This window comes from Streptomyces sp. NPDC057428 (assembly GCF_042803195.1).
In the GTDB taxonomy this organism is placed as follows: Bacteria; Actinomycetota; Actinomycetes; order Streptomycetales; family Streptomycetaceae; genus Streptomyces.
The window spans coordinates 1-21,659 of sequence record NZ_JBHVCT010000098.1 but is presented as its reverse complement, the minus strand read 5'-3'; the positions used below and the strand labels follow the sequence as shown (position 1 = coordinate 21,659).

Below are 21,659 nucleotides of genomic sequence, written 5' to 3'. Positions count from 1 at the left end.
GGCGATACCGGCTCCCGCCACTAGCCGAAACTCGCTGACCTGCGCTGATGCCCAATTCGACTCATCGGACACCCACTGAGCTGCGGAACCCGGGCTCACCCTCCGTACACCCCACCCGCCGCGCACGCACCATCACCACGTGGGGCAACGGGGGCGGACGCGGCCGTGGACTTCTCCGGCTTCCACGCGCCGGTCCCCACGGCCACTCCGCCCCCGGACGGGACGGTCGACGTCAGCGCGCTGCCGGGCCGGACGCCGGTTCCTTCCCGACGCCACCGCTCAGCAGCACGTACAGCACCAGCGAGGAGGCCAGGCCGACGGCCCATCCGTAGTCGGCGAGCGGCTTCAGGAACGGGATCAGCCCGTCGGCGGGGAACGGCCCCTTGCCGGGCGCCGAGTGCGAACCCCCGACGGCGAGGACGCCCCCGGCCACGAACGCCGCCACGGCACGCCAGTTCCAGCCGCCGGTGTACCAGTAGCGGCCTCCGGGCCGGTAGAGGTCGGGCAGGTCGAGGACCGTACCCCTGATGATCCAGTAGTCGGCGATGAGGATGCCGGCGACCGTGCCGAGCAGCCCGCCGACCAGCCCCAGCCAGGTGAAGATGTACAACTCGGGCGTCTCGGTGAGCTTCCACGGCATGATCAGGACGCCGACGACCCCGGTGATCAACGCGCCGGTACGGAAGTTGATGCGTTTCGGCGCGAGGTTCGCCAGGTCGTACGCGGGTGAGACGACGTTCGCCGCGAGGTTTACGGAGATCGTCGCCACCAGCACGGTGATCAGGCCGAAGAGCAGTCCGAAGGCGTTGTCCGTCCTGGCCACCAGCTGTACCGGGTCCCAGATCGCCTCCCCGTAGACGGCCTGCGAGCCGGACGTGACGAGGACGGAGAGCAGGGCGAAGAACGTCATGGTCGTGGGCAGCCCGAGCGACTGCCCACGGATCTGGGCCCGTTGGCCGGCGCCGAAGCGTGTGAAGTCGGGGATGTTCAGGGAGAGCGTGGACCAGAAGGCGATCATGCCCATCAGCGCGGGGAAGAATACCGGCCAGAAATCCGCGCCCCAGCCGAGGGCGGAGGGCTGGTCCAGGAGCGGTCCGAAGCCGCCGGCCTTGACCGCGACCCAGACGAGCAGGACCACCGCGCCGACGATGACGAACGGCGCCGCCCAGTTCTCGAAGCGGCGCAGGGTGTCCATGCCCCGGTAGATGATGGCGAGTTCGAGCACCCAGAACAGGACGAAGCAGAGCCAGAGCGTCCAGGGCTGCCCGCCGATCTCACCGGCCCGCGCCCAGCCTCCGAACATCTTGCCCAGCAGCGTGAAGATGCCGACGCCACCGATCCACGTCTGGATGCCGAACCACGCGCAGGCGACGCCCGCCCGGATCAGCGCCGGCAGATTGGCACCGCGCAGCCCGAACGACGCACGGGCCAGGACGGGGAACGGAATGCCGTACTTGGGGCCGGCGTGCCCCGTCAGCAGCATCGGGGCCAGCACGATGAGGTTGGCGAGGGCGATCGTGAGGACGGCCTGCTTCCAGTCCATCCCGAGCGCGACGAGCCCGGAGGCCAGCAGCCAGGACGGGATGTTGTGCGCCATCCCGATCCACAGGGCCGCGAAGTTGTACGTCGTCCAGCGGCGCCGCTCCAGGGGCACCGGCAGCAGGTCGTCGTTGACGAATCGCGGGTCGTCGGGGACGGATCCGGGGGCGAGTTCGATCCGGCTCGACGGGTCGGCCATCCGCCCGCTGGAGGGGGACGGCGGGACGGGTGGAACCGGTGGGACGGTAGCGGTCATGCTGGCGTGACCCTTCGCTCGGGAGAGGTGCCGTGCGGGGCGCGGGCGTGCGGTGCCTGGACAGCCACTGGCCGTGGAAGGGGTCAGGTGGACAACGCGGGGATGATCGTGGAGCCGTAGGCGTCGATGGTGGCTTCTCGCGCGTCGTGCATGTTGTAGACGGCGAACTGGTCGACGCCCAGGTCGCGCAGGACCCGGAGCTTCTCGATGTGCGCCTCGGCCGGTCCGAGCAGGCAGAAACGGTCCACGATCTCGTCGGGGACGAAGGCCGTGTCCGGGTTGCCGGTGCGGCCGTGGTGGCTGTAGTCGTATCCTGACCGGCCCGCGATGTAGGCCGTGAGCTCCTCGGGCACGAGGTCCGAGTGCTCCCCGTAGCGGGAGACGAGGTCGGCCACGTGGTTGCCGACCATGCCGCCGAACCATCGGCACTGCTCGCGGGCGTGGTCCAGGTCCTCGCCCACGTAGGCGGGCGCGGCCACGCAGACGGTGACGGAATCCGGGTCGCGTCCCGCATCGACGGCCGCCTGCCGCACCGCCTTGATCATCCACTCCGTGAGGTACGGGTCGGCCAGTTGGAGGATGAAGCCGTCGGCCTTCTGCCCGGCCAGCGCCAGGGCCTTGGGCCCGTAGGCCGCCATCCAGACGGGCAGGCTTCCGTCCTTCACCCACGGGATCTGTACCGGCTGCCCGTCGACGGTCGCCTCGCGTCCCTCCGCGAGATCACGGATCGCCTCGATGGCCTCGCCGAGCCTGGCAAGGGTGTTCGGCTTGCGGCCGGCCACACGCATCGCGGAGTCCCCGCGCCCGATACCGCACACGGTGCGGTTGCCGTACATGTCGTTGAGCGTGGCGAAGGTCGATGCGGTGACCTCCCAGGTGCGGGTGCCAGGATTGGTCACCATAGGTCCCACGACGAGCCGTTCGGTGTGCTCCAGGATCCGGCTGTAGATGACGAAGGGCTCCTGCCAGAGCACGGCCGAGTCAAAGGTCCAGCCGTAACGGAATCCGTTCCGTTCGGCGCGGCGCATGAGTCCGACGACGGCCGACGCGGGCGGGTCGGCCTGGAGGACGAGTCCGAAATCCATGACAGATGCTCCTAGTCGAAGTACTGACACATGGCGCGCGGGTGAAACCCCGCGCCTTGGCCGACACGTGCACTTCCCGCCGGTGTATGCCGAACAGACGGCGGCACAGGCGGAAGGACTGCGGGGCGACGCCCTCGGTGGTGCGCCAGGGGCGAGCTTTCCACACAGGGCGGCGGCAGACCCGGTACCGCGGTCCCGCCCGAAGGCGAGTCGCGGGGGGACAATCCTGGACCCGTCGGCGGGCTTTGGGAAGGGGCACTCTACGCGCGATGCGTCCGGTGTCCCGGTCATGCGCGCGAGGCGCGGTGACGCCCTGCCCGAAGGGAGCACCGGGCGGGCGGCGGCGCAGGTGAAGGAGCGGGCGCCGTCGGCCTGTCCGCCGCCCCGGCCCTCACCCCCTGACGAGAACCCGCTCATGCCCCGGACAGCGGGTCTCTCGCCGACCACGGAGCGCAAAATGAGACTTATGCCACATAGCGGTATTGTTTGTGGCGTTTGGTTGCGGTATCGGCCTCTCTTGCGGTGGCAATTCGTACCCGGGCCGAGGCAATGCGCACGTCTCCCTCCTCGCACCAGTGGTTCAAGCGGAAGGATCGACCATGGGCACGGTCACCACCATCGACGGCACGACCATCTACTACAAGGACTGGGGTCCGCGCGACGGCGAGCCGATCATGTTCCACCACGGCTGGCCGCTCAGCGGGGACGACTGGGACAACCAGATGCTGTTCTTCCTCTCAAAGGGCTATCGCGTGATCGCCCACGACAGGAGGGGGCACGGGCGTTCCTCCCAGAGCGCCACCGGGCACGACATGGACACGTACGCCGCCGACGTGACGGCGGTGGTCGAGGCGCTCGACCTCCGGGGAGTGGTGCACATCGGCCATTCCACCGGCGGTGGCGAGGTGGCCAGGTACGTCGCCCGCGCCGAGGCGGGACGAGTGGCGAAGGCCGTACTCGTCAGCTCCGTTCCGCCGGTCATGGTGAAGTCCGCGTCGAATCCGGGCGGGCTGCCGATCGAGGTGTTCGACGGCTTCCGCGCCGCCCTCGCCGCCAACCGCGCCCAGTTCTACATCGAGGTGCCCTCGGGTCCGTTCTACGGATTCAACCGCCCCGGAGCCGATGTGTCGCAGGGGCTCATCGACAACTGGTGGAGGCAGGGCATGCGTGGCGCGGCCAACGCCCACTACGAGTGCATCAAGGCCTTCTCGGAGACCGACTTCACCGAGGACCTCAAGAAAATCAACGTGCCGGTCCTGGTGGCCCACGGCACCGACGACCAGATCGTGCCCTACGAGGACGCCGGCCCCCTGTCCGCGAAGCTGCTGCCGAACGGCCGGCTGAAGAGCTACGAGGGCTACCCCCACGGAATGCTCTCGACTCACCCCGAGGTCCTCAACCCCGACCTCCTGGCGTTCGTACAGGAGTAGCACGAGCCCGCGAGCGGCACCCGGCTCTGGCGCATCGACGGCCCGTGAGGCGGGCCCTCAGAGCGGGAGAGCACCCGTGGTGCGCCCAGATGACACCACCTGGCACAACTGATGTGCCAGGTGGTGCCATCTCGCGCGAAATGGTGTCATTTTGCGGCTCAAGACACACGCAGGCCCGAGTGGCGCCACGCGGTCACCCTGCAACACCACTTCATTTACGCAGCTCAGGGACGTAGGCAACCGAGGCAGGGTTGAGGTGCGGCCCACAGGCTTGCATGTGACGCCATAGTGATGCCATGATGGCGCCATGGACCTGACCCCGTATGTCGACACCCTCCGCCGCGAACTCGCGGTGGCCGCCGAGGCCGGCGGCGACGAAGCCCGCGCGCTGGCGGAGCGGCTCACCGCCCCCTTGGAGTCGGCGACCCGGCTGGCCATGCTGAACGTGCTCTCCGCCGCGACGGACGAGATCACCCGCGAACTCGCCCCCGGCTCGGTCGACGTACGGCTGCGCGGGCTCGACCCCGACTTCGTGGTGACCCGGCCGCCCCATGACGACAGCGCCGACGCCAAGCCGCCCGCAGCCGCCGAACCACTCCAGGCCGCGTCACCGATGGACGGCGACGAGGGGGGCACAGCCCGCGTCAATCTGCGCCTGCCGAGCCACCTCAAGGCCCGTGCCGAGGAAGCCGCGAATCGCGAGGGCCTGTCGGTCAACGCGTGGCTGGTGCGCGCGGTGTCGGCCGCGGTCGACGGCGGTCCCCGGCCGCGCACGACGCAGAAGACCCAGACCATCGGACAGAGCTTCACGGGCTGGGTGCGCTAGCCCGCACCCGCACCCCCGCCACCCGACCACGTCACCCGCGCTCGTCCCACCAGCGGGAACACCCCGAAACCCCAGAGGACGGTACAGCCATGCCTTCTTACGACACCCCCGCGCCGATCTCCGTCACGACGCACGTGCACGCCGGTTCCGTCGGGTTCACCGCGGGCGACCGCCTCGACACCGTCGTCGAGGTGCGCCCGCGCGACCCGAAGCGGGACCAGGACGTGCGGTCGGCCGAGCAGACCGAGGTCACGTTCACGAGCGGGGTCCTGACCGTCACGACCCCCAAGGGCAATCTGTTCGGCCGCACGGGCACCGTCGACGTGACGGTCGAGCTGCCGACGGGTTCGAGTGCCGACGTGACGGGCGCCTGGACCCAGGTCCTCGGCGAGGGCCGTCTCGGCGAGGTCCGCGTGAAGACATCGTCCGGCGACGTACGCCTCGACACGACCGGCCGGCTGAAGCTCACCGCGTCACACGGCTCGATCACCGTGGACCGGGTCGAGGGCGCGGCCGAGATCACCACCAGTTCCGGCAGCGTGCGCGTCGGCCTCGTCGACGGACCCGCCGTCCTGAAGAACTCGCACGGCACCACGACCGTCGACGCCGCGACCGGAGAACTGCGGGTGAGCGGCGCCAACGGTGACATCGAGGTCCGGCGCGCCGAGGACTCGGTCACCGCCACCACGGCGCACGGCACGCTGCGTGTGGGCGAGGTGGTGCGCGGCACGGTTCAGCTGGAGACCTCCTACGGCGCCATCGAGGTCGGGGTCCGCGAGGGCACGGCAGCCTGGATCGACGCCAGTTCGGGCGCTGGACAGGTACGCAACACGCTCACCTCGTCCGAGGTGCCGGAGACGACCGAGGACACCGTCAAGGTCCGCGCCCGCACCCGGTACGGGAACATCGACATCCGCCGCGCCAAGGTCTGACCCCCGCACGAACGGGTCACCACTCACACGCTTCGCCGACCATCTCGTCCGCCGCCCTCGGAGGGCCACATGCCCAATTCTGTCATGCCCACGCCCAATCATGCCCACAGCCACCCGTCTCCGCCCGCCGTCTCCGCCCTCGGACTGCGCAAGTCGTACGGCGACAGGACCGTGCTCGACGGCATCGACCTGCGCATCCCGGCCGGGTCCGTGTTCGCACTGCTCGGTCCGAACGGGGCCGGCAAGACCACCGTCGTCAAGATCCTGTCCACACTCATCGGCGCCGACGGCGGACAGGCCCAGGTCGCGGGCCATGACATCGCCACCTCACCGGACGGTGTCCGTGCGGCGATCGGTGTGACCGGGCAGTTCTCCGCCGTCGACGGACTGATCACCGGCGAGGAGAACATGCTCCTCATGGCGGACCTCCATCACCTGCCCAAGGCCGAGGGACGACGCACCACCGCCGAACTCCTCGAACGCTTCGACCTGACGGACGCGGCGAAGAAGCCCGCCTCGACCTACTCCGGCGGCATGAAACGCCGCCTCGACATCGCCATGACCCTCGTCGGCAGCCCCCGCGTCATCTTCCTCGACGAACCCACCACCGGCCTCGACCCCCGCAGCCGCCACACCATGTGGCAGATCATCCGCCGCCTCGTCACCGACGGCGTCACCGTCCTCCTCACCACCCAGTACCTCCAGGAAGCCGACGAACTCGCCGACCGCATCGCCGTACTCCACAACGGCACCATCGCCGCCGAAGGCACCCCCGGCGAACTCAAACGCCTCGTCCCCGGCGGCCACGTCCGGCTCCGCTTCACCGACCCCACCGCCTACCGGAACGCCACCACCACCCTCGACACCGTCACCCACGACGACAAAGCCCTCTGGCTCACCATCCCCTCCGACGGCAGCCAACGCGACCTGCGCACCCTCCTCGACCGACTCGACACCGCCGGCATCCACGCCGACGAACTCACCGTCCACACCCCCGACCTCGACGACGTCTTCTTCGCCCTCACCAGCCCCACCGTCCCTGGCCGGCCCACCCAGACCGACCAGACCGACCAGCCCAAGGAGGCTGTCCGATGAGCACCCTCACCCTCGCCGTACGGGACTCTGCCACCATGCTGCGCCGCAACCTCCTGCACGTGCGGCGCTACCCGTCCCTCACCCTGAACCTGCTGCTCACCCCGGTCATGCTGCTGCTCCTCTTCGTCTACGTCTTCGGCGACACCATGAGCGCGGGCATCGGCGGCGGCGGTGCGGACAGGTCCGAGTACCTCTCGTACCTCGTCCCGGGCATCCTGCTGCTGACCATCGGCGGCACCACCATCGGCAGCGCGGTGTCGGTCTCCATGGACATGACCGAGGGCGTCATCACGCGCTTCCGTACGATGGCGATCCACCGCGGGTCGGTACTCATCGGGCACGTCGTCGGCAGCGTCCTGCAGTGCGTGATGAGCGTCGTCACCGTCGGAGCCGTCGCGGTGGCCATCGGCTTCAGGTCCTCCGACGCCACGGCCCTTGAGTGGCTCGCGGCGTTCGGGCTGCTGACGCTCGTCGCCCTGGCGCTGACCTGGATCGCGGTGGGGATGGGCCTGTCCAGCCCGAACGTCGAGGCCGCGAGCAACAACGCCATGCCACTGATGATCCTGCCACTGCTCTCCAGCGCGTTCGTCCCGCTCGACGCGATGCCGGGCTGGTTCCGGCCCATCGCCGAGTACCAGCCCTTCACCCCCGCCATCGAGACCCTGCGCGGACTCCTCCTCGGCACCGAGATCGGCAACAACTGGTGGATCGCCGTCGGCTGGTGCCTCGGACTGACCGCGCTCGGCTACCGCTGGTCGACGTCGCTGTACAAGCGCGACCCCGAGTAGCGCCGGAGGGAACAGCCGGGAGCCTCAGGGACGGCGCACCCCGACACCGCGTCGGCGTGCGCCGTCCCGCCCGCGTCACAGGTACTGGCAGGTCCCCCTCGGCAGATAGGTCCCGTGGCCGGCATGCCCCACGTAGGCGCCGTCCTCGATCACCGGCACCCCACGCGACAGGACCGTCTTCACGCGGCCCGTCACGCGCTTGCCCTCGTAGGCGGAGTAGTCGACGTTCATGTGGTGCGTCTCGGCTGAGATGGTCTGCTCCGCGCCCGGGTCGTAGATCACGACGTCGGCGTCGGAACCCGGTGCGATGGTGCCCTTCTTCGGGTACAGCCCGAACATCCTGGCCGGGGAGGCGCAGGCGATCTCGATCCACCGCCTGCGTGAGATGTGGCCGTCCACGACGGCCTGGTGAAGGAGGTCCAGCCGGTTCTCCACGCCCGGCATGCCGTTGGGGATCTTCGAGAAGTCGCCCCGTCCCATCTCCTTCTGGCCCGAGAAGCAGAACGGGCAGTGGTCGGTGGAGACGACCTGCAGCTCGTTGTTGCGCAGCCCGCGCCAGAGCGACTCCTGGTGCTCCCGGGGACGGAGCGGGGTGGAACAGACGTACTTGGCGCCCTCGAAGCCGGGCTCGGCGAGGTTGTCCGTGGAGAGGAAGAGGTACTGCGGACAGGTCTCTCCGAAGACCGGGAGCCCCTTGTGGCGGGCGTCGGCGATCTCCGCCACCGCCTCGTCGGCGGAGACGTGCACGACGTACAGGGGCGATCCCGCGACCCGGGCGAGCTGGACGGCGCGGTGCGTGGCCTCGGCCTCCAGGGCGACCTTGCGGACGTCGCCGTGGTAGCGCGGGTCGGTGCGCCCCTCGGCCAGCGCCTGTTCGACCAGGACGTCGATGGCGATGCCGTTCTCCGCGTGCATCATGATCAGGCCGCCGTTGCCGGAGGCGCGCTGCATGGCACGGAGGATCTGGCCGTCGTCGCTGTAGAACACGCCCGGGTAGGCCATGAAGAGCTTGAACGAGGTGACGCCTTCCGCCACCAGGCGGTCCATCTCCTTGAGCGAGGAGGCGTTCACGTCCGACATGATCATGTGGAAGGCGTAGTCGACGGCACAGTTGCCGTCGGCCTTCCCGTGCCAGGTGTCGAGCCCTTCCTGCAGCGAGCGGCCCTGGGTCTGGATGGCGAAGTCGACGATCGTCGTGGTCCCGCCCCAGGCCGCGGCCCGCGTGCCGGTCTCGAAGGTGTCGGCGGCGTACGTCCCGCCGAAGGGCATCTCCATGTGCGTGTGCGCGTCGACACCACCGGGAATGACGTACTTTCCCGTGGCGTCGATCCTGCGGTCGGCGCTCCAGCTCGCTGCTGCGTCGGTGCCCTGGGCGGCGAGGGCTGCGATGCGCCCGCCCTCGATGAGTACGTCGGCGTGGATCTCGTCTGACGCGGTGACGACGAGTCCGCCGTGGATGACGGTGCGGCTCATGTGCCCCTCCTCGCGGTGGCGGAACGGGCCTGTACCCGTGGACCGGCTGCTTGATGACGCATGGGGACGTGGTGCACCCCGCGGCAGGGACACCTGCCGCGGGGTCCGGTTGTCAGATCGCCGAGTGGAGGGCGTCGGCCAGGATCGTCGCGCCCTCCTCCGCCTCGGCGACGGTGAGCGACAGCGGTGGCGCGATGCGCAGGACGCTGGTGTTGTGACCGCCGCCCTTGCCGATGAGCAGCCCGCCGGCGCGGGCCGCTTCCAGGACGGCGGCTGCCGCTTCCGGGGCCGCCTCGTCGGTGCCGGGCTTCACCAGCTCGATGCCGATCATGAGCCCCCGGCCGCGTACCTCCTTCACGGCGTCCGAGCCCGCGCCGACCGCCCGGAGGCGCTCGATCAGCAGCCCGCCGACCCGCCGGGCGTTGCCCTGGAGGTCGTGCTCCAGCAGGTACGAGAGGTTGGCGAGCCCGGCGGCCATCGTGACCGGGGATCCGCCGAACGTCGAGATGGAGTTGGCGTCCAGGCAGTTCATGACGTCGGCCCGGGCGACGACTCCGCCGATGGACATGCCGTTGCCGATGCCCTTGGCGAAGGTGATGATGTCCGGCGGGCCGTTATCGGCGTGTGCCTGCCAGCCCCAGAAATGGTCTCCGGTCCGGCCCCAGCCGGTCTGCACCTCGTCGGAGATCCACAGGATGCCGTGCCGGTCGAGGACCTCGCGGAAGGCGGCGTAGAGCCCGTCCGGGGGTGCGGTGAAGCCGCCCACGCCCTGGACCGGTTCGGCGATCAGCGCCGCGGGCTCCCGGGTGTGCCCGAGCAGGTCCTCCAGGTCGGCGACGCACGCCTTGATGAACCGCTCGTCGCTCAGCTCCGCGTACGGTCCGCGGCTGCGGACCCCGCCGTGGACGTAAAGCGTCTGCAGCGGGGACAGAGTCGTCGGCGACCAGCCCTTGTTGCCCGTGATGGACACCGCGGAGAAGGACCTGCCGTGGTAGCTGTTGCGCATGGCCAGGATCTGGTTCGACCCCCGGTAGGCGGTCGCGAGCAGCAGGGCCGCGTCGTTGGCCTCGGTGCCCGACGTGGTGAAGAAGACGCGGGCGTCGGGGATTGAGGAGAGCGTGGCGATGCGCTCGGCGAGTTCGACCATCGGGCGGTTGAGGTAGAGGGTCGAGGAGTGGATGAGGCGGCCGGCCTGCTCGGTGACCGCTTTGGTCACTTCGGGCAGGGCGTGCGCCGTCATCGTGGTGAGGATGCCGCCGAAGAAGTCGAGGTAGCGGTTGCCGTCGGCGTCCCAGACGTGGCGGCCCTCGCCGTGGGTGAGTTCGAGGGGCTGCCGGTAGTAGAGCGCCAGCCATTCGGGGCTGACGGCGAGGTGCCGCTCGTGCAGTCCGGTCACGGCTCCACCAGCCCGTCGTACGCGTCGGGCCTGCGGTCCCGGTAGAAGGCCCACTGCTGCCGGACCTCGTCGATCATCCCGAAGTCGAGGTCACGTACGAGGAGTTCCTCCTCCTTGTCGCTCGCGACGTCCCCCACGAACTGTCCGCGCGGGTCGACGAAGTAGCTGGTGCCGTAGAAGTCGTTGTCGCCGTACTCCTCCTGGCCCACGCGGTTGATCGCGGCGACGAAGTACTCGTTGGCGACGGCCGATGCGGGTTGTTCCAGCTGCCACAGATGGCCGGAGAGCCCTCGCGAGGTCGCCGAGGGGTTGTACACCAACTGAGCTCCGTTGATTCCTAGTTGGCGCCATCCCTCGGGGAAGTGGCGGTCGTAGCAGATGTAGACGCCGACCTTGCCCACCGCCGTGTCGAAGACCGGCCAGCCGGCGTTGCCGGGCTTGAAGTAGTACTTCTCCCAGAATCCCCTGACCTGCGGGATGTGGTGCTTGCGGTACTTGCCGAGGTACGAGCCGTCGGCGTCGATCACGGCCGCGGTGTTGTAGTAGAAGCCGGACTGCTCGAGTTCGAAGATCGGCACCACGATCACCATGCCGGTCTCGCGGGCCAGGTCCTGCATGCGCCGGACCGTCGGACCGTCCGGCACGGGTTCGGCCCAGCGGTAGTGCTCGGGTTCCTGCACCTGGCAGAAGTACGGGGCGTTGAAAACCTCCTGGAACCCGATGATCCGTGCACCCTGCCGGGCTGCCTCGCGAGCGTGTTCCTCGTGTTTGGCGATCATGGATTCGGTGTCGCCGGTCCAGGTCGCCTGGACGAGTGCGGCGCGTACGACGTGGGACATGAGCTGCTCCTTCGACGCGGCGTCAGAGAGCCTCTACGTGTTCTCTACGCCCGTAGACACGGTGCATAGGAGGAGAACGTAAGCCCCGTCACACAGCGGGGCAAGACCATCACCGTGAACCGGCGGAGTCGATCATGTTTCACACCCGAGCGGTCCATCTGTGTCCGCGGGCCCCCGGCCCAGTGCGCCCAGGGCCACGTACGCGGCCTGCACGAGGGCGTGAGCGGTGTCGGGGCCGAGTTCGTCAGGGCCGCCAGCACGGGACCGGAGACCAGCCGGGGCCGCCGGACCTCCATGAGGCGGTGCGCAGGAAAGCGTCCGGTACGGCGCCGGGGTCGAGCAGGCCCGCCGAGGCGCAGCAGGTCGCGGGCGCTGGAGGGCACGGCGCCGGCGGCGGTCAGCCCCGTCATCAGCAGCGCCGGACGGGACCGGCCGTGCCAATGGGCTTTGACCTGCGGCCGGTTGGGATCGCAGTCGGTGTGGGACAGACCGGGCGGGCCCGTGATCCGGTCGGCCGGCAGGCGGGCGTATTCGTCCCCGGTGCCACCGGCCGCCCGGGGTCGCTCATCGGCCCGTTGCGACGGCGGCTCCTCACCCGCGACCGGGTCGCCGGTCCGCCGGAGCGACGCCGCGCTCACGGCGCCGGAATACCCGCGACCCGCAGCGCGTGGACCAGGTCCCACTCCCGTGCGGCCGACACCTCACGTGCGGCGGCGAGCAGTTGGGGGACGAGGTGGCCCGGGGCTGCCTCCGCGACACGGGCCGCGTCCTGCGGGCTCCGCACACGGACGAACGCACCGAGCAGCGCGCGCGCCTCGGGCTCCAGGCCCGCCCGGTCGAGCGCGACCACGGCATCTGCGATCTCCTCGGCGGGCCGCGCCACACCCTGCCGCAGCAGGTGCCCGCAGTCGTCGGTGCGGCCGGCGGCGGCCAGCGCACCTGCGGCGGCGGCCAGTTCGGTGGGTGGCAGGGAGGAGACCTCCCACAGCAGGGTGGCCCAGTCCGCCGCCAGCCCGGCCCCGTCCAGGGCGTCGGCGAGCACCGGCAGGTACGCGGCGGGCCGGCCGGCGGCCTCGCAGAGGACGACGTGCGCCTCACCGCTCCGGCCGTCCGCGCGGAGCCTCACGAGCAGCGCGACGGCGTGCTCGGCGGCTCGCCTCGAGGCGAGGTCGGGAGCGGCTGCCCGCTGGGCGAAGCGCCCGGCGCCCTCCTCGGCCGGTGCTACGCCGAAGCGAGCCCCGCGCGGGCGGGCAGCGTCCGGTGAGCCCAGGCCACCGCGTCCGCGTCCGTGTCCGCGTTCACCGCGCCGGCGCCGGTCTCCCGCAACCGCCAGGCCGCACCGGCCTGCTCCCGGAGCATCACGCCGAGCCGGCCGGCGAGTGCCTCCCGCCCGCCCTGGCGCCCGTCGTGGGCGGCGGCGGACGCGGCCCACAGGGCGGCTGCTTGTACGGACTCCTCGGCCGCGAAAGCGGTGCCGCGCACCGAGGCGAGGTCCTGCAGCAGCGATTCCACCACGTCCCAGGGTGGGACCTCGACGCCTTCGAAGCAGGCCCGCATACCCTCGGGATCTCGGGTGCGGAAGACCGCGTACCACCCCCGGCCGGGGTCGAGCACCGCAGCCAGGTTCCGCAGATCGTGTGCGAACGCCCTTACTGCCAAAGCATGTTGAAGCACTGTCACCGTCGTCCTCGCCGACCGCCCGACTGGAGCACTCCAGTCCGCAGGCATTCGACCGCAGGCGTGTTACGGAGGGACTACGCGCGCCTTTCCGGCGTGCTGCGTCCGGAGCGCGGCGCGGCACGGGGCGCCCCCCTCAGAACGTGACGGCGATGCCCGTGTGGGGCCGCTTTCCGAGCCGGGCGACCATGGCCGGCCAGTCCACCAGCCAGAACTTCCAGGTGTATTTGCGGGCCAGCACCTTGCGCACCGCGCGGGTCCCTTCGCCGTCGAGCAGCCGCGCCGTCCCCTCAGCGCTCGGCGCACCCTCCGCGATCCGGCCGCGGACGTCACAGACCGTGACGAGCACCCGGCTGTCGTTGCGCAGCCGCCTGACCTTCCAGGAGTCGGACCGGGTCCAGACGTACAGGACGCCTTCGTCCGCCGCGGCCCACACGGGGGTCGCGACGGGGGCGCCGTTCTTCCGGTAGGTGGTCAGACTGACGTATTCACTGCGGGCGAAGTCCTGGAGAGTCACGGGCGCGACCCTACCCGGCCTACGCCGTGAGTGGCAGGCTCTCCCTGTCCGGTACGGGCACGGGCGCCGCCAGGCAGCGCCGCAGCAGTTCGTCCATCGACAGCCCGAGGGCTCCGGCGAGCGCGGCCACCGTGAAGAACGCAGGCGTGGGTGCCCGGCCCGTCTCGATCTTGCGAAGCGTCTCGGCCGAGATGCCCGCGTCGGCGGCGACCGCGACCATGCTGCGTCCGCCGCGCGCCTCGCGAAGGACCTCACCGAGACGCTCGCCGCGCAGGCGCTCCTCGGGGGTCAGGGGGTTTCTTACCATGCCGTCATTCTAATACCGATCAAACCGGTATAGTAATTGGCTGAAGGTCTGAGGAAAATCCGCATCATCACCAACGTGAGCATGACCCCGGCGGTCCGTCAGTCGCCGGCCACGAACTTCCGGGCGAGGGCCTCGCCCTCCGCGACTGCCGCCTCGTGGTCCTCGACGGGTGACACCGAGGAATCGCGGAACAGGATGTACGTGACCTCTGACGCGGTTCCGCCGCTCTTCGGATCGGGGTCGATCCCCAGCCTCTTCGCCGCGGCGTACGACGCCTCCCCGATGATCCCGGTGGGCCCCGTGTCACCGACGACGGCGTACAGGACCTTGTCGTCGTGGATGACGGCGGCCACCGCACCGCCCTTGATCCCGTGGTCGGCGTACTTCCACAGCGGGCCCGGGCCGGGCACGACGATGTAGGGCAGCGTGCTCGAGTCAAGGGGCTTGCCCGCCGACGTCTGGAACGCCGTCCCGGGCTGGAAGGAAGGGTCCTTCTTCCGGTTGCAGACGGCGGTGGTGCGGCCGTCGCAGTCGATGTCCATGTCCGCCGTCCAGAACACGGCTCGCTTCGTCCCGCACACCGGGATCTTCGCCGGGCCCCCCTGGTCCGTCCGGTACATCCCATGGGAGATCCGGCGGCAGGTCCTCACCCGGTCCAGCAGTTCGGCGGCCCCGACCGTACCCTCGCTCGGAGCACCGGAGTCCTGCGCAGGAGGAGCGGAGGCGGGAAGAGCGGAGGCGGGGAGCGCCGCCGCGGCGAGGACCACTGCACCCGAGGCGGCGACGAGGGCGAGCATGCGCGTACGCACCGTGGGACATGTCCTTTCACTGGACGCGGAGGGTCCTGGCGGGCCCACCCTGGCCGACGCGGCTCCCCACGGCCGCACCGCCGCCGGGGCCGGCACGCCGGGCAGGCGCGTCGTGCCGGCCCCGAGGCCGCGGTGCGGCAAGCCGTCAGGAACGGCCGCTCGGATGCACCACCATGGCCGAGCCGCCGCCGCGCCGCACCTTTTCCGCCGCCGCCAGCCAGCGCCCGCCGGGCAGGCGCTGGATGCCGGTGGCCGCGCCGATCTCCGGGTTCGCCTTGAAGACGTGGCCCAGTGCCTCCAACTCCGCCCGCACCGGGCTGTTCCACAGTCCGGGTTCGATCTCGGTGGTCACCGTGTTGCGCTGGCTGGCGCGGGGCGCGGCGATCGCGTCGACCAGCGGCAGCCCCCGGTCCAGGTGGCCGGTCAGCGACTGCAGGACGGTCGTGATGATCGTGGCACCGCCGGGCGAACCGAGGGCCAGCACGGGCTCACCGTGCTCCAGCACGACGGTCGGCGAGATCGACGAGCGCGGACGCTTGGCCGGACCCGGCAGGTTCGGGTCGTGGACCGTCGGGTTCGCCGGGGCGAAGGAGAAGTCGGTCAGCTCGTTGTTGAGCAGGAAGCCGCGCCCGGGCACGGTGATGCCGCTGCCGCCCGTCGACTCGATCGTCAGGGTGTAGGCGACGACGTTGCCCCACCTGTCGGCCGTGGTGAGGTGCGTCGTGTTCTCACCCTCGTACGTCGTCGGGGCCGCCACTCCTGCCCGGGCGCACCGGGCGGGGTCGCGGGGATCCCCTGCGGGGAGCGGGCTGGTCAGGACCGCGTCGTCCTTGATGAGGCAGGCCCGCGAGTCGGCGAAGCGCTGCCCGAGCAGTTCACGGGTGGGCACGTCCTCGAACGCGGGATCGCCGACCCAGCGGCCCCGGTCGGCGAATGCGATGCGGCTCGCCTCGATGAGCCGGTGGAGGTACCGCGTCCGGCCGGCCTTCGAGAGGTCGGTGGACTCCAGGATGTTGAGCGCCTCCCCGACGCTCGTCCCGCCGGACGACGAAGGTGCGATGCCGTACACGTCGAGTCCCCGGTAACCGACCCTGGTGGGGGCCTGGAACAACGCACGGTACGCCCTGAGGTCGCCGGCCGTCAGGTCTCCCGGGCGCACCACGCGTGTCGTCGTCGGGTCCACGGGGGGCTTGCGCACCGTCGAGACGATGTCGCGCGCCAGAGCGCCCCGGTACAGCTCGCCGAGACCCTTGCGCCCGAGGGTCTCGTATGTGCGGGCCAGATCGGGGTTCTTGAAGACCGAGCCGGTCACCGGCGGCTGTCCCCCGGGCAGGAAGAGCTCCGCACTCGCGGGGAAGTCGGCGAACCGCGCCTGATTGGCGGCGGTCTGCGAGCGGAAGGTCTCGTCCACCGTGAATCCGTCGCGGGCCAGCCGTTCCGCGGGTTCGAGCAGCCTGGCGAGCGGCTTGCTCCCCCAGGCGTCGAGGGCCTTCTGCCAGGTGGCGGGGGTTCCGGGGGTGCCGACTCCGAGGCCGCTGGTGACGGCGTCGTCGAAGGGGATCGGCGCTCCGTTCTCCAGGAAGAGCGAGGCATCGGCGCTGCGAGGGGCGGTCTCGCGGCCGTCGATCGTCCGGACGGTTCGGGTCCTGGCGTCGTAGTGGACGAAGTAGCCTCCGCCACCGATGCCCGCCGAATACGGCTCGGTCACTCCCAGAGCGGCCGCGGTCGCGACGGCCGCGTCGACGGCGTTGCCTCCCTTGCGAAGGACCTCGATACCCGCGGCGGACGCGTCCGCGTCGACGCTCGACACGGCTCCGCCGTATCCCACCGCCACCGGTGACTTGGGAAGCGGTTCAGGTGGCGCCGATGCGGCGGGCGCAGCGGCGCCGAGCGAACCTATGACTGCGATCACGCTCAGGAACGACACATTCCGGCCGACGGAACGACGCATCCGTACCTCCAGTGAAGGATCGTCCGCGCAGGGTAACGCCGCACGCCCCGGATCGTCAGGACCGCCTCGGCCATGTGTCAGAAGGGACCGTTACGGGAGAGCCTGGTCCCGCTCGCCGCCGGTCACGGGCCGTCAAAGGTGCGGCAGCCGGGTGCGGTTCGCCGTCGGAGGGCACAGTGCCGCGCCCACCGTCACCCGGCTCCGCCCTGCTCGCGGGGGTCTACACCCGCTCCCAGGTCAGGACGCCCGTGCGCAGCTCTCCCCAGATGCGTGTGGGGGTGGCCAGCGCCAGTTGCAGAACCGTCCCGTCGAGTCGCGCCACGCGTAGCTGCGCCCCTCCCATCCAGTTGGGAAACAGGCTCAACGCGACGTCGTGGATCACGGTCGCTTCGTCCGGGACACGGAAGGGCCCGGCGTAGGCGAGGTAGTTGCGGGCCGCTTCGGTCAGCTCCTCCGGGCGGCCCGACTCAAGGCGGTCGGTGTCGAACAGCGGCCTGTCCGGCCGCGTGATCTGAGCGGACATGTAGCCGTCGGCCGAGTAGATGATGAGACCGAGCGGCTGGTCACCGAAGGGGCGTACGACCTCCCCGCTGTCGACGCTGCGGGCCTCGTACGAGACGAGGCGCCACGCTCCGACCAGGGCGGCGCGCAGTTCGTCAGGTGTCATGGCGTCCTCCACCGCTCACAGCAGTTGGTCCATGGTGATGGGGAGGGAACGGATGCGTCGTCCGGTGGCGTGGAAGACGGCGTTGGCGATGGCGGGAGCGATGCCGACGATGCCGATCTCGCCGATGCCCTTGGTACCGATGGGGTTGGCGCGGTCGTACGAGCCGACGAAGGCGACCTGCATGTCGGGGACGTCGGCGTTGACGGGGACGATGTAGTCGCCGAGCGTCGCGTTGGCGATGCGTCCGGTGACGTCGTCGCTGATCGCTTCCTCGAACAGACCCATCCCGATGCCACCGACGGTTCCGCCGATGATCTGGCTGGCGGCGGTCTTCTCGTTGAGGATGCGGCCGCCGTCGATGACGGAGACCGCGCGGACCACGCGCAGTCGCCCCAGGTCACGGTCGACGTGTACCTCGACGAACTTCGCTCCGAACGCTCCGGCCGGTGCCATGCCCAGGTCCTGCGGCTGCACGGGGGTGCTTTCACCGTCCGCCGTCAGCTCGTCGAGGGCGTGCCTGCGGAGGATCTCCGCGTAAGACTCAGCCTTCGACGGGTCGTCACGCCGTCGGATCTTTCCGCCGTCGACCACGACGTCGTCGACCGAGCACCCCCGCAAGGGGGACTCCTTGTCGTTCGCCGTCAATTCCAGGAAGTCCCCGATGAGCCCACGGCACGCCTCGTACACCGCGCTGCCGATGGAGCCCGTCAGACCCGAGCCACCCGTCTGAGGGGCGAAGGGCATCGAGCCCTCCCCCAGGCCGAACGTGACCTGCCCGACCTCAAGACCCAGCAGTTCCGCGGACAGTTGGGTGAACACGGTGTACGCGCCGTTGCCGATCTCCGTACCGGCACTGCGCACGTAGGCGGTCCCGTCCCGTCGGACCGTCGCACGCGCCTCGCAGCGCGCCCGGAACCACGGGTAGCTGGCGGCAGCCACTCCGTAACCGACGAGCACGTTGCCCTGTCGCATCGAGCCGGGTTCCGGGGTGCGCCGCGACCATCCGAAGAGCTCGGCGCCGTGTTCGAGGCACTCCTTGTGCGCACGGCTGGACCAGGGAAGTCCCAGCTGGGGGTGGACCGCGGCGTCGTTTCGCAGGCGCAGTTCCAGCGGGTCCATGCCGAGCTCGACCGCGAGCTCGTCCATCGCGCACTCCAGCGCGTAGTTGCCCGTCGTCGCACCCGGGCCACGCATGGAGTTGGGGACCGGGATGTTGAGGCGGGCCTGGACGTCCCTGGTCGTGACGTTGGGGCAGGCGTAGGAGGTGCCCGAAGCCGTGGCGGTCGGCTCGAAGTTGTCGTCGTCGATCGCGGTGGACGTGAGGGCGTCGTGCTCGATGGCAACGAGTTCACCGGTGCGGGTGGCACCGATGCGCAGTCGCTGCTTCCCCTTGGGCCGGTGACCGCATGCCGTGAACATCTGGGGCCGCGTGAGCACCAGCTTGACCGGGCGCCCCGTCTGACGGGCCGCCAGCGCGGCCAGGACGACATGGGCCCAGACCCGGAGGCCGGCGCCGAACCCTCCTCCGACGTAGGGCGCGATGACGTGCACGGATTCCTCGGGAATGCCGAAGACCGCGGCCAGCGACGTCCGCTCGAGGGTGGGCCACTGGGTCGAGTTGTTGACGAACAGCGCGTCGCCCTCCCACCGGGCGACCGTGGTGAGCGGCCCCATGGGATTGTTCGTGTTGTCGACAGTGGTGTAGGTACGGTCGATCACCACGTCGGCCTGGGCCAGCGCACCGGCCGAGTCGCCCCTCTGGACGTCGCGCTTCCAGGGATTCGTCCGGCGCTCCGCGCGCGGGTCCTCCAGATCCATGACGGCTTCGCCGGGCGCGTAGTCGACCCGGACCAGGGCTGCCGCTTCCGTGGCCTCCTCGAAGGTCTCCGCCACCACTACGGCCACGTGCTGGCCGTAGTGGAAGAGCACGTCGTCCTGGAGCGGCGCCGGCGGCGACACACCCAGCGGCGTCACGGCGGCCCGCTCGAGAGGACCTGCGTTGTGGTGCGTGATCACGCGGATGACGCCGGGAGCCCGCTCGGCAGCCGTGGTGTCGATACCGGTGACGCGGCCGGCCGCGACCGTACTGCGCACGAGCACGGCGTGTGCCATGCCCGGATAGGTGTAGTCGTTGGGATAGTCGGCCTTTCCGGCCACTTTCAGCGGACCCTCGACACGGTTGATCCCCGGGCCGAGGAGAGGGCGAGAGGTCGTCGTCATGAGCTGACTCCCGTGACTGTCTCCAGCGCACGGACCAGCGTGCGCTGCGCGAGTTCCACCTTGAAGGCGTTCTGGTGGCGGGGCTCGGCCCCGGACAGGGCAGCGCGTGCGGCCGTCCGGAACACCTCGGTACCTGCCGCGCTGCCGGTCAGGATCTCTTCCGCCTCGACGGCACGCCACGGATGCGTGGCGACGCCGCCCAGCGCGACGCGGGCCGAGGTGATGACCCCGGCGTCGTCGAGCACCACCGCCACTGCCGCGGAGGCCAGCGCGAATTCGTAGCTCGCCCGGTCACGAACCTTGAGGTAGTCCGAGCGCGCGCCCTCCGGCAGGAGCGGAACCTCGATCGCGGTGATGAGTTCACCCCGCTTCAGGACGTTCTCCACGTCCGGGGTGTCCCCCGGGGGCCGGTAGAAGCCGGTGAGCGGGATCGTGCGGTCCCCGTCCTGGCCGCGGGTATGGACCACCGCGTCAAGAGCGATGAGCGCCACAGCGACGTCGGACGGGCTTGTGGCGATGCAGTGGTCGCTGGTCCCGAGAACCGCGTGCGTACGGTGCGCACCGGTCAGGGCCGCGCATCCCGTACCGGGCTTCCGTTTGTTGCATGCCGCCACCGACGGATCGCGGAAGTACCGGCAGCGGGTGCGCTGCAGGAGATTTCCACCGATGGTCGCCATGTTGCGCAGCTGGACCGAGGCGCTGCGCAGCAGCGCCTCCCGCACCAGCGGCAGGCGCTCGGTGACGACGGGGTCGGCCGCGAGTTCCTCCATCGTGGCCAGCGCTCCCACGAACAGGGCCCCGTCCCGTTGCTCGACGCCGCCGAGCGGAAGACGGGTGATGTCGATCAGCCGGCCGGGCCGCAGCACCCCGTCCTTCATCAGGTCGAGTTGGGTCGTGCCCCCTGCGAGGAAGCTGGCATCACTGTCGGCCCCGGCCTCGGCCAAGGCCGTGGCCACCTCGCGTACCTGGACGTAGTCGAACGGCCTCATTCGCGATCACCGGCCACTTCCTGGATCGCGGCGACGATGTTCTGATAGGCGCCGCACCGGCAGATGTTCCCGCTCATGTACTCGCGGATCTCGTCGGGCGAGCCGGCCCGGCCCTCGGACAGCAGCCCGAGGGCGGACATGATCTGACCCGGCGTGCAGTACCCGCACTGGTATCCGTCGTGCTTGAGGAACGCGGCCTGCATCGGATGCGGATCGTCGCCGTCCGCCAGTCCTTCGACGGTGGTCACCTCGCGCCCGTCGCACTGCGCCGCCAGGGTCAGACAGGACAGGACGCGCTTGTCGTCCACGTGCACGGTGCACGCACCGCACGTGCCCTGGTCGCAGCCCTTTTTCGTGCCGGTGAGACCCAGCTTGTCGCGCAGTGCGTCAAGCAGGGTGACACGGCAGTCCGTGCGCAGGTCATGCACGTCACCGTTGACCCTCAGAGCGAACTCTGCCTGTGGGACGGACTGCGAATCGGTGGGTTCCGCTCGCGATGTCATTGCACCTCGTCTCCGGTACCACTTTGAAATGAAACCTGCGTTCCTGCGACGCCTCGATTTCGGCGCCCACCCGTTACCGGCTTCCCGGTGATGACCGGGTGCCGAACACTGGAGAGGGAATTCTGCCGCCAGGTACCTCCGCACGACGTACGCCCATGGATAAACGGCATGCATTCACCCGACTGCGGCGACACCGTCGGCGGATCTCCGCCGCAACCCCGCACCCGTTTACCGCACGCGGAATTGTTCGTACGGCAACGCTACGAGGTAAGCATTCAGCGTGACCGCGTTGCGTGACGGTTTCGGGCATGGGGTGACGGCCGGTGACCGGTGGTCAACGGCTGGGGTGTGGGCGGTCAG

Annotated in this window: 21 protein-coding genes; 5 read left to right on the top strand and 16 right to left on the bottom strand. The window is 70.2% G+C overall.

Translation table 11 applies throughout. The annotated features are described in order from the left end of the window. Positions 1–232: 232 nt before the first annotated feature. Together ACFU5K_RS27155 and ACFU5K_RS27150 are read right to left on the bottom strand one after the other, a co-directional pair. On the bottom strand, positions 233–1,795 hold the full coding sequence (locus tag ACFU5K_RS27155) for an NCS1 family nucleobase:cation symporter-1 (protein WP_384066247.1): 1,563 nt from the start codon (positions 1,793–1,795) through the stop codon (positions 233–235). An 83-nt stretch (positions 1,796–1,878) separates the two neighbouring features. Beyond that, on the bottom strand, positions 1,879–2,880 hold the full coding sequence (locus ACFU5K_RS27150; RefSeq protein ID WP_384066245.1) for a TIGR03842 family LLM class F420-dependent oxidoreductase: 1,002 nt from the start codon (positions 2,878–2,880) through the stop codon (positions 1,879–1,881). Positions 2,881–3,479: 599 nt separating this feature from the next. On the opposite strand from ACFU5K_RS27150, the gene ACFU5K_RS27145 reads away from it, so the two are divergent. From ACFU5K_RS27145 to ACFU5K_RS27125, 5 genes are all read left to right on the top strand, one after another. Then, positions 3,480–4,310, top strand: a complete 831-nt coding sequence (locus ACFU5K_RS27145; protein ID WP_384066243.1) for an alpha/beta fold hydrolase — start codon at positions 3,480–3,482, stop codon at positions 4,308–4,310. Between the two features lie 307 nt (positions 4,311–4,617). Then, positions 4,618–5,136 (top strand): toxin-antitoxin system HicB family antitoxin, encoded by a 519-nt coding sequence (locus ACFU5K_RS27140; protein ID WP_384066241.1) that lies wholly within the window; start codon positions 4,618–4,620, stop codon positions 5,134–5,136. Positions 5,137–5,225: 89 nt separating this feature from the next. Beyond that, a complete protein-coding gene (locus tag ACFU5K_RS27135) occupies positions 5,226–6,068 on the top strand; it encodes a DUF4097 domain-containing protein (RefSeq protein WP_384066239.1) in 843 nt (280 codons plus the stop codon). Between the two features lie 69 nt (positions 6,069–6,137). Beyond that, entirely contained in the window at positions 6,138–7,163 is a 1,026-nt protein-coding gene (locus tag ACFU5K_RS27130) for an ATP-binding cassette domain-containing protein (protein WP_384066237.1), read from the top strand. Continuing rightward, a complete protein-coding gene (locus tag ACFU5K_RS27125) occupies positions 7,160–7,951 on the top strand; it encodes an ABC transporter permease (protein ID WP_384066235.1) in 792 nt (263 codons plus the stop codon). Before ACFU5K_RS27130 ends, ACFU5K_RS27125 begins: the two co-directional genes overlap by 4 nt. 75 nt (positions 7,952–8,026) lie before the next feature. Here ACFU5K_RS27125 and hydA read toward each other — a convergent pair whose 3' ends face one another. The 14 genes from hydA to ACFU5K_RS27055 all read right to left on the bottom strand — a co-directional run bounded on the left by hydA (position 8,027) and on the right by ACFU5K_RS27055 (position 21,299). Further along, positions 8,027–9,424, bottom strand: coding sequence for a dihydropyrimidinase (gene hydA / locus ACFU5K_RS27120; RefSeq protein WP_384066233.1), 1,398 nt, complete (start codon positions 9,422–9,424; stop codon positions 8,027–8,029). Positions 9,425–9,536: 112 nt separating this feature from the next. Then, positions 9,537–10,820, bottom strand: coding sequence for an aspartate aminotransferase family protein (locus tag ACFU5K_RS27115; protein WP_384066232.1), 1,284 nt, complete (start codon positions 10,818–10,820; stop codon positions 9,537–9,539). Then, positions 10,817–11,659, bottom strand: coding sequence for a nitrilase-related carbon-nitrogen hydrolase (locus ACFU5K_RS27110; protein WP_384066230.1), 843 nt, complete (start codon positions 11,657–11,659; stop codon positions 10,817–10,819). Before ACFU5K_RS27110 ends, ACFU5K_RS27115 begins: the two co-directional genes overlap by 4 nt. Before the next feature lie 44 nt (positions 11,660–11,703). Further along, complete coding sequence (locus tag ACFU5K_RS27105; protein WP_384066228.1) at positions 11,704–12,297, bottom strand: serine hydrolase; 594 nt, start codon at positions 12,295–12,297, stop codon at positions 11,704–11,706. Then, a complete protein-coding gene (locus ACFU5K_RS27100; protein ID WP_384066226.1) occupies positions 12,294–12,785 on the bottom strand; it encodes a hypothetical protein in 492 nt (163 codons plus the stop codon). Before ACFU5K_RS27100 ends, ACFU5K_RS27105 begins: the two co-directional genes overlap by 4 nt. A gap of 95 nt (positions 12,786–12,880) precedes the next feature. After that, positions 12,881–13,318 (bottom strand): hypothetical protein, encoded by a 438-nt coding sequence (locus ACFU5K_RS27095; protein WP_384066225.1) that lies wholly within the window; start codon positions 13,316–13,318, stop codon positions 12,881–12,883. Between the two features lie 154 nt (positions 13,319–13,472). Continuing rightward, positions 13,473–13,853 (bottom strand): PPOX class F420-dependent oxidoreductase, encoded by a 381-nt coding sequence (locus tag ACFU5K_RS27090; protein ID WP_384066223.1) that lies wholly within the window; start codon positions 13,851–13,853, stop codon positions 13,473–13,475. A gap of 19 nt (positions 13,854–13,872) precedes the next feature. Beyond that, complete coding sequence (locus ACFU5K_RS27085; protein WP_384066221.1) at positions 13,873–14,160, bottom strand: helix-turn-helix domain-containing protein; 288 nt, start codon at positions 14,158–14,160, stop codon at positions 13,873–13,875. Between the two features lie 98 nt (positions 14,161–14,258). After that, positions 14,259–14,969, bottom strand: coding sequence for a glycoside hydrolase family 75 protein (locus ACFU5K_RS27080; protein ID WP_384066219.1), 711 nt, complete (start codon positions 14,967–14,969; stop codon positions 14,259–14,261). Positions 14,970–15,114: 145 nt separating this feature from the next. Beyond that, a complete protein-coding gene (gene ggt, locus ACFU5K_RS27075; RefSeq protein ID WP_384066217.1) occupies positions 15,115–16,920 on the bottom strand; it encodes a gamma-glutamyltransferase in 1,806 nt (601 codons plus the stop codon). A gap of 220 nt (positions 16,921–17,140) precedes the next feature. Beyond that, on the bottom strand, positions 17,141–17,587 hold the full coding sequence (locus ACFU5K_RS27070; protein WP_384066214.1) for a lipocalin-like domain-containing protein: 447 nt from the start codon (positions 17,585–17,587) through the stop codon (positions 17,141–17,143). A 15-nt stretch (positions 17,588–17,602) separates the two neighbouring features. Further along, complete coding sequence (locus ACFU5K_RS27065) at positions 17,603–19,807, bottom strand: xanthine dehydrogenase family protein molybdopterin-binding subunit (protein WP_384066212.1); 2,205 nt, start codon at positions 19,805–19,807, stop codon at positions 17,603–17,605. Next, on the bottom strand, positions 19,804–20,796 hold the full coding sequence (locus ACFU5K_RS27060) for an FAD binding domain-containing protein (protein ID WP_384066210.1): 993 nt from the start codon (positions 20,794–20,796) through the stop codon (positions 19,804–19,806). Before ACFU5K_RS27060 ends, ACFU5K_RS27065 begins: the two co-directional genes overlap by 4 nt. Then, entirely contained in the window at positions 20,793–21,299 is a 507-nt protein-coding gene (locus ACFU5K_RS27055) for a (2Fe-2S)-binding protein (protein WP_384066208.1), read from the bottom strand. The genes ACFU5K_RS27060 and ACFU5K_RS27055 overlap by 4 nt, the downstream gene beginning before the upstream one ends. Between the last annotated feature and the right edge of the window lie 360 nt (positions 21,300–21,659).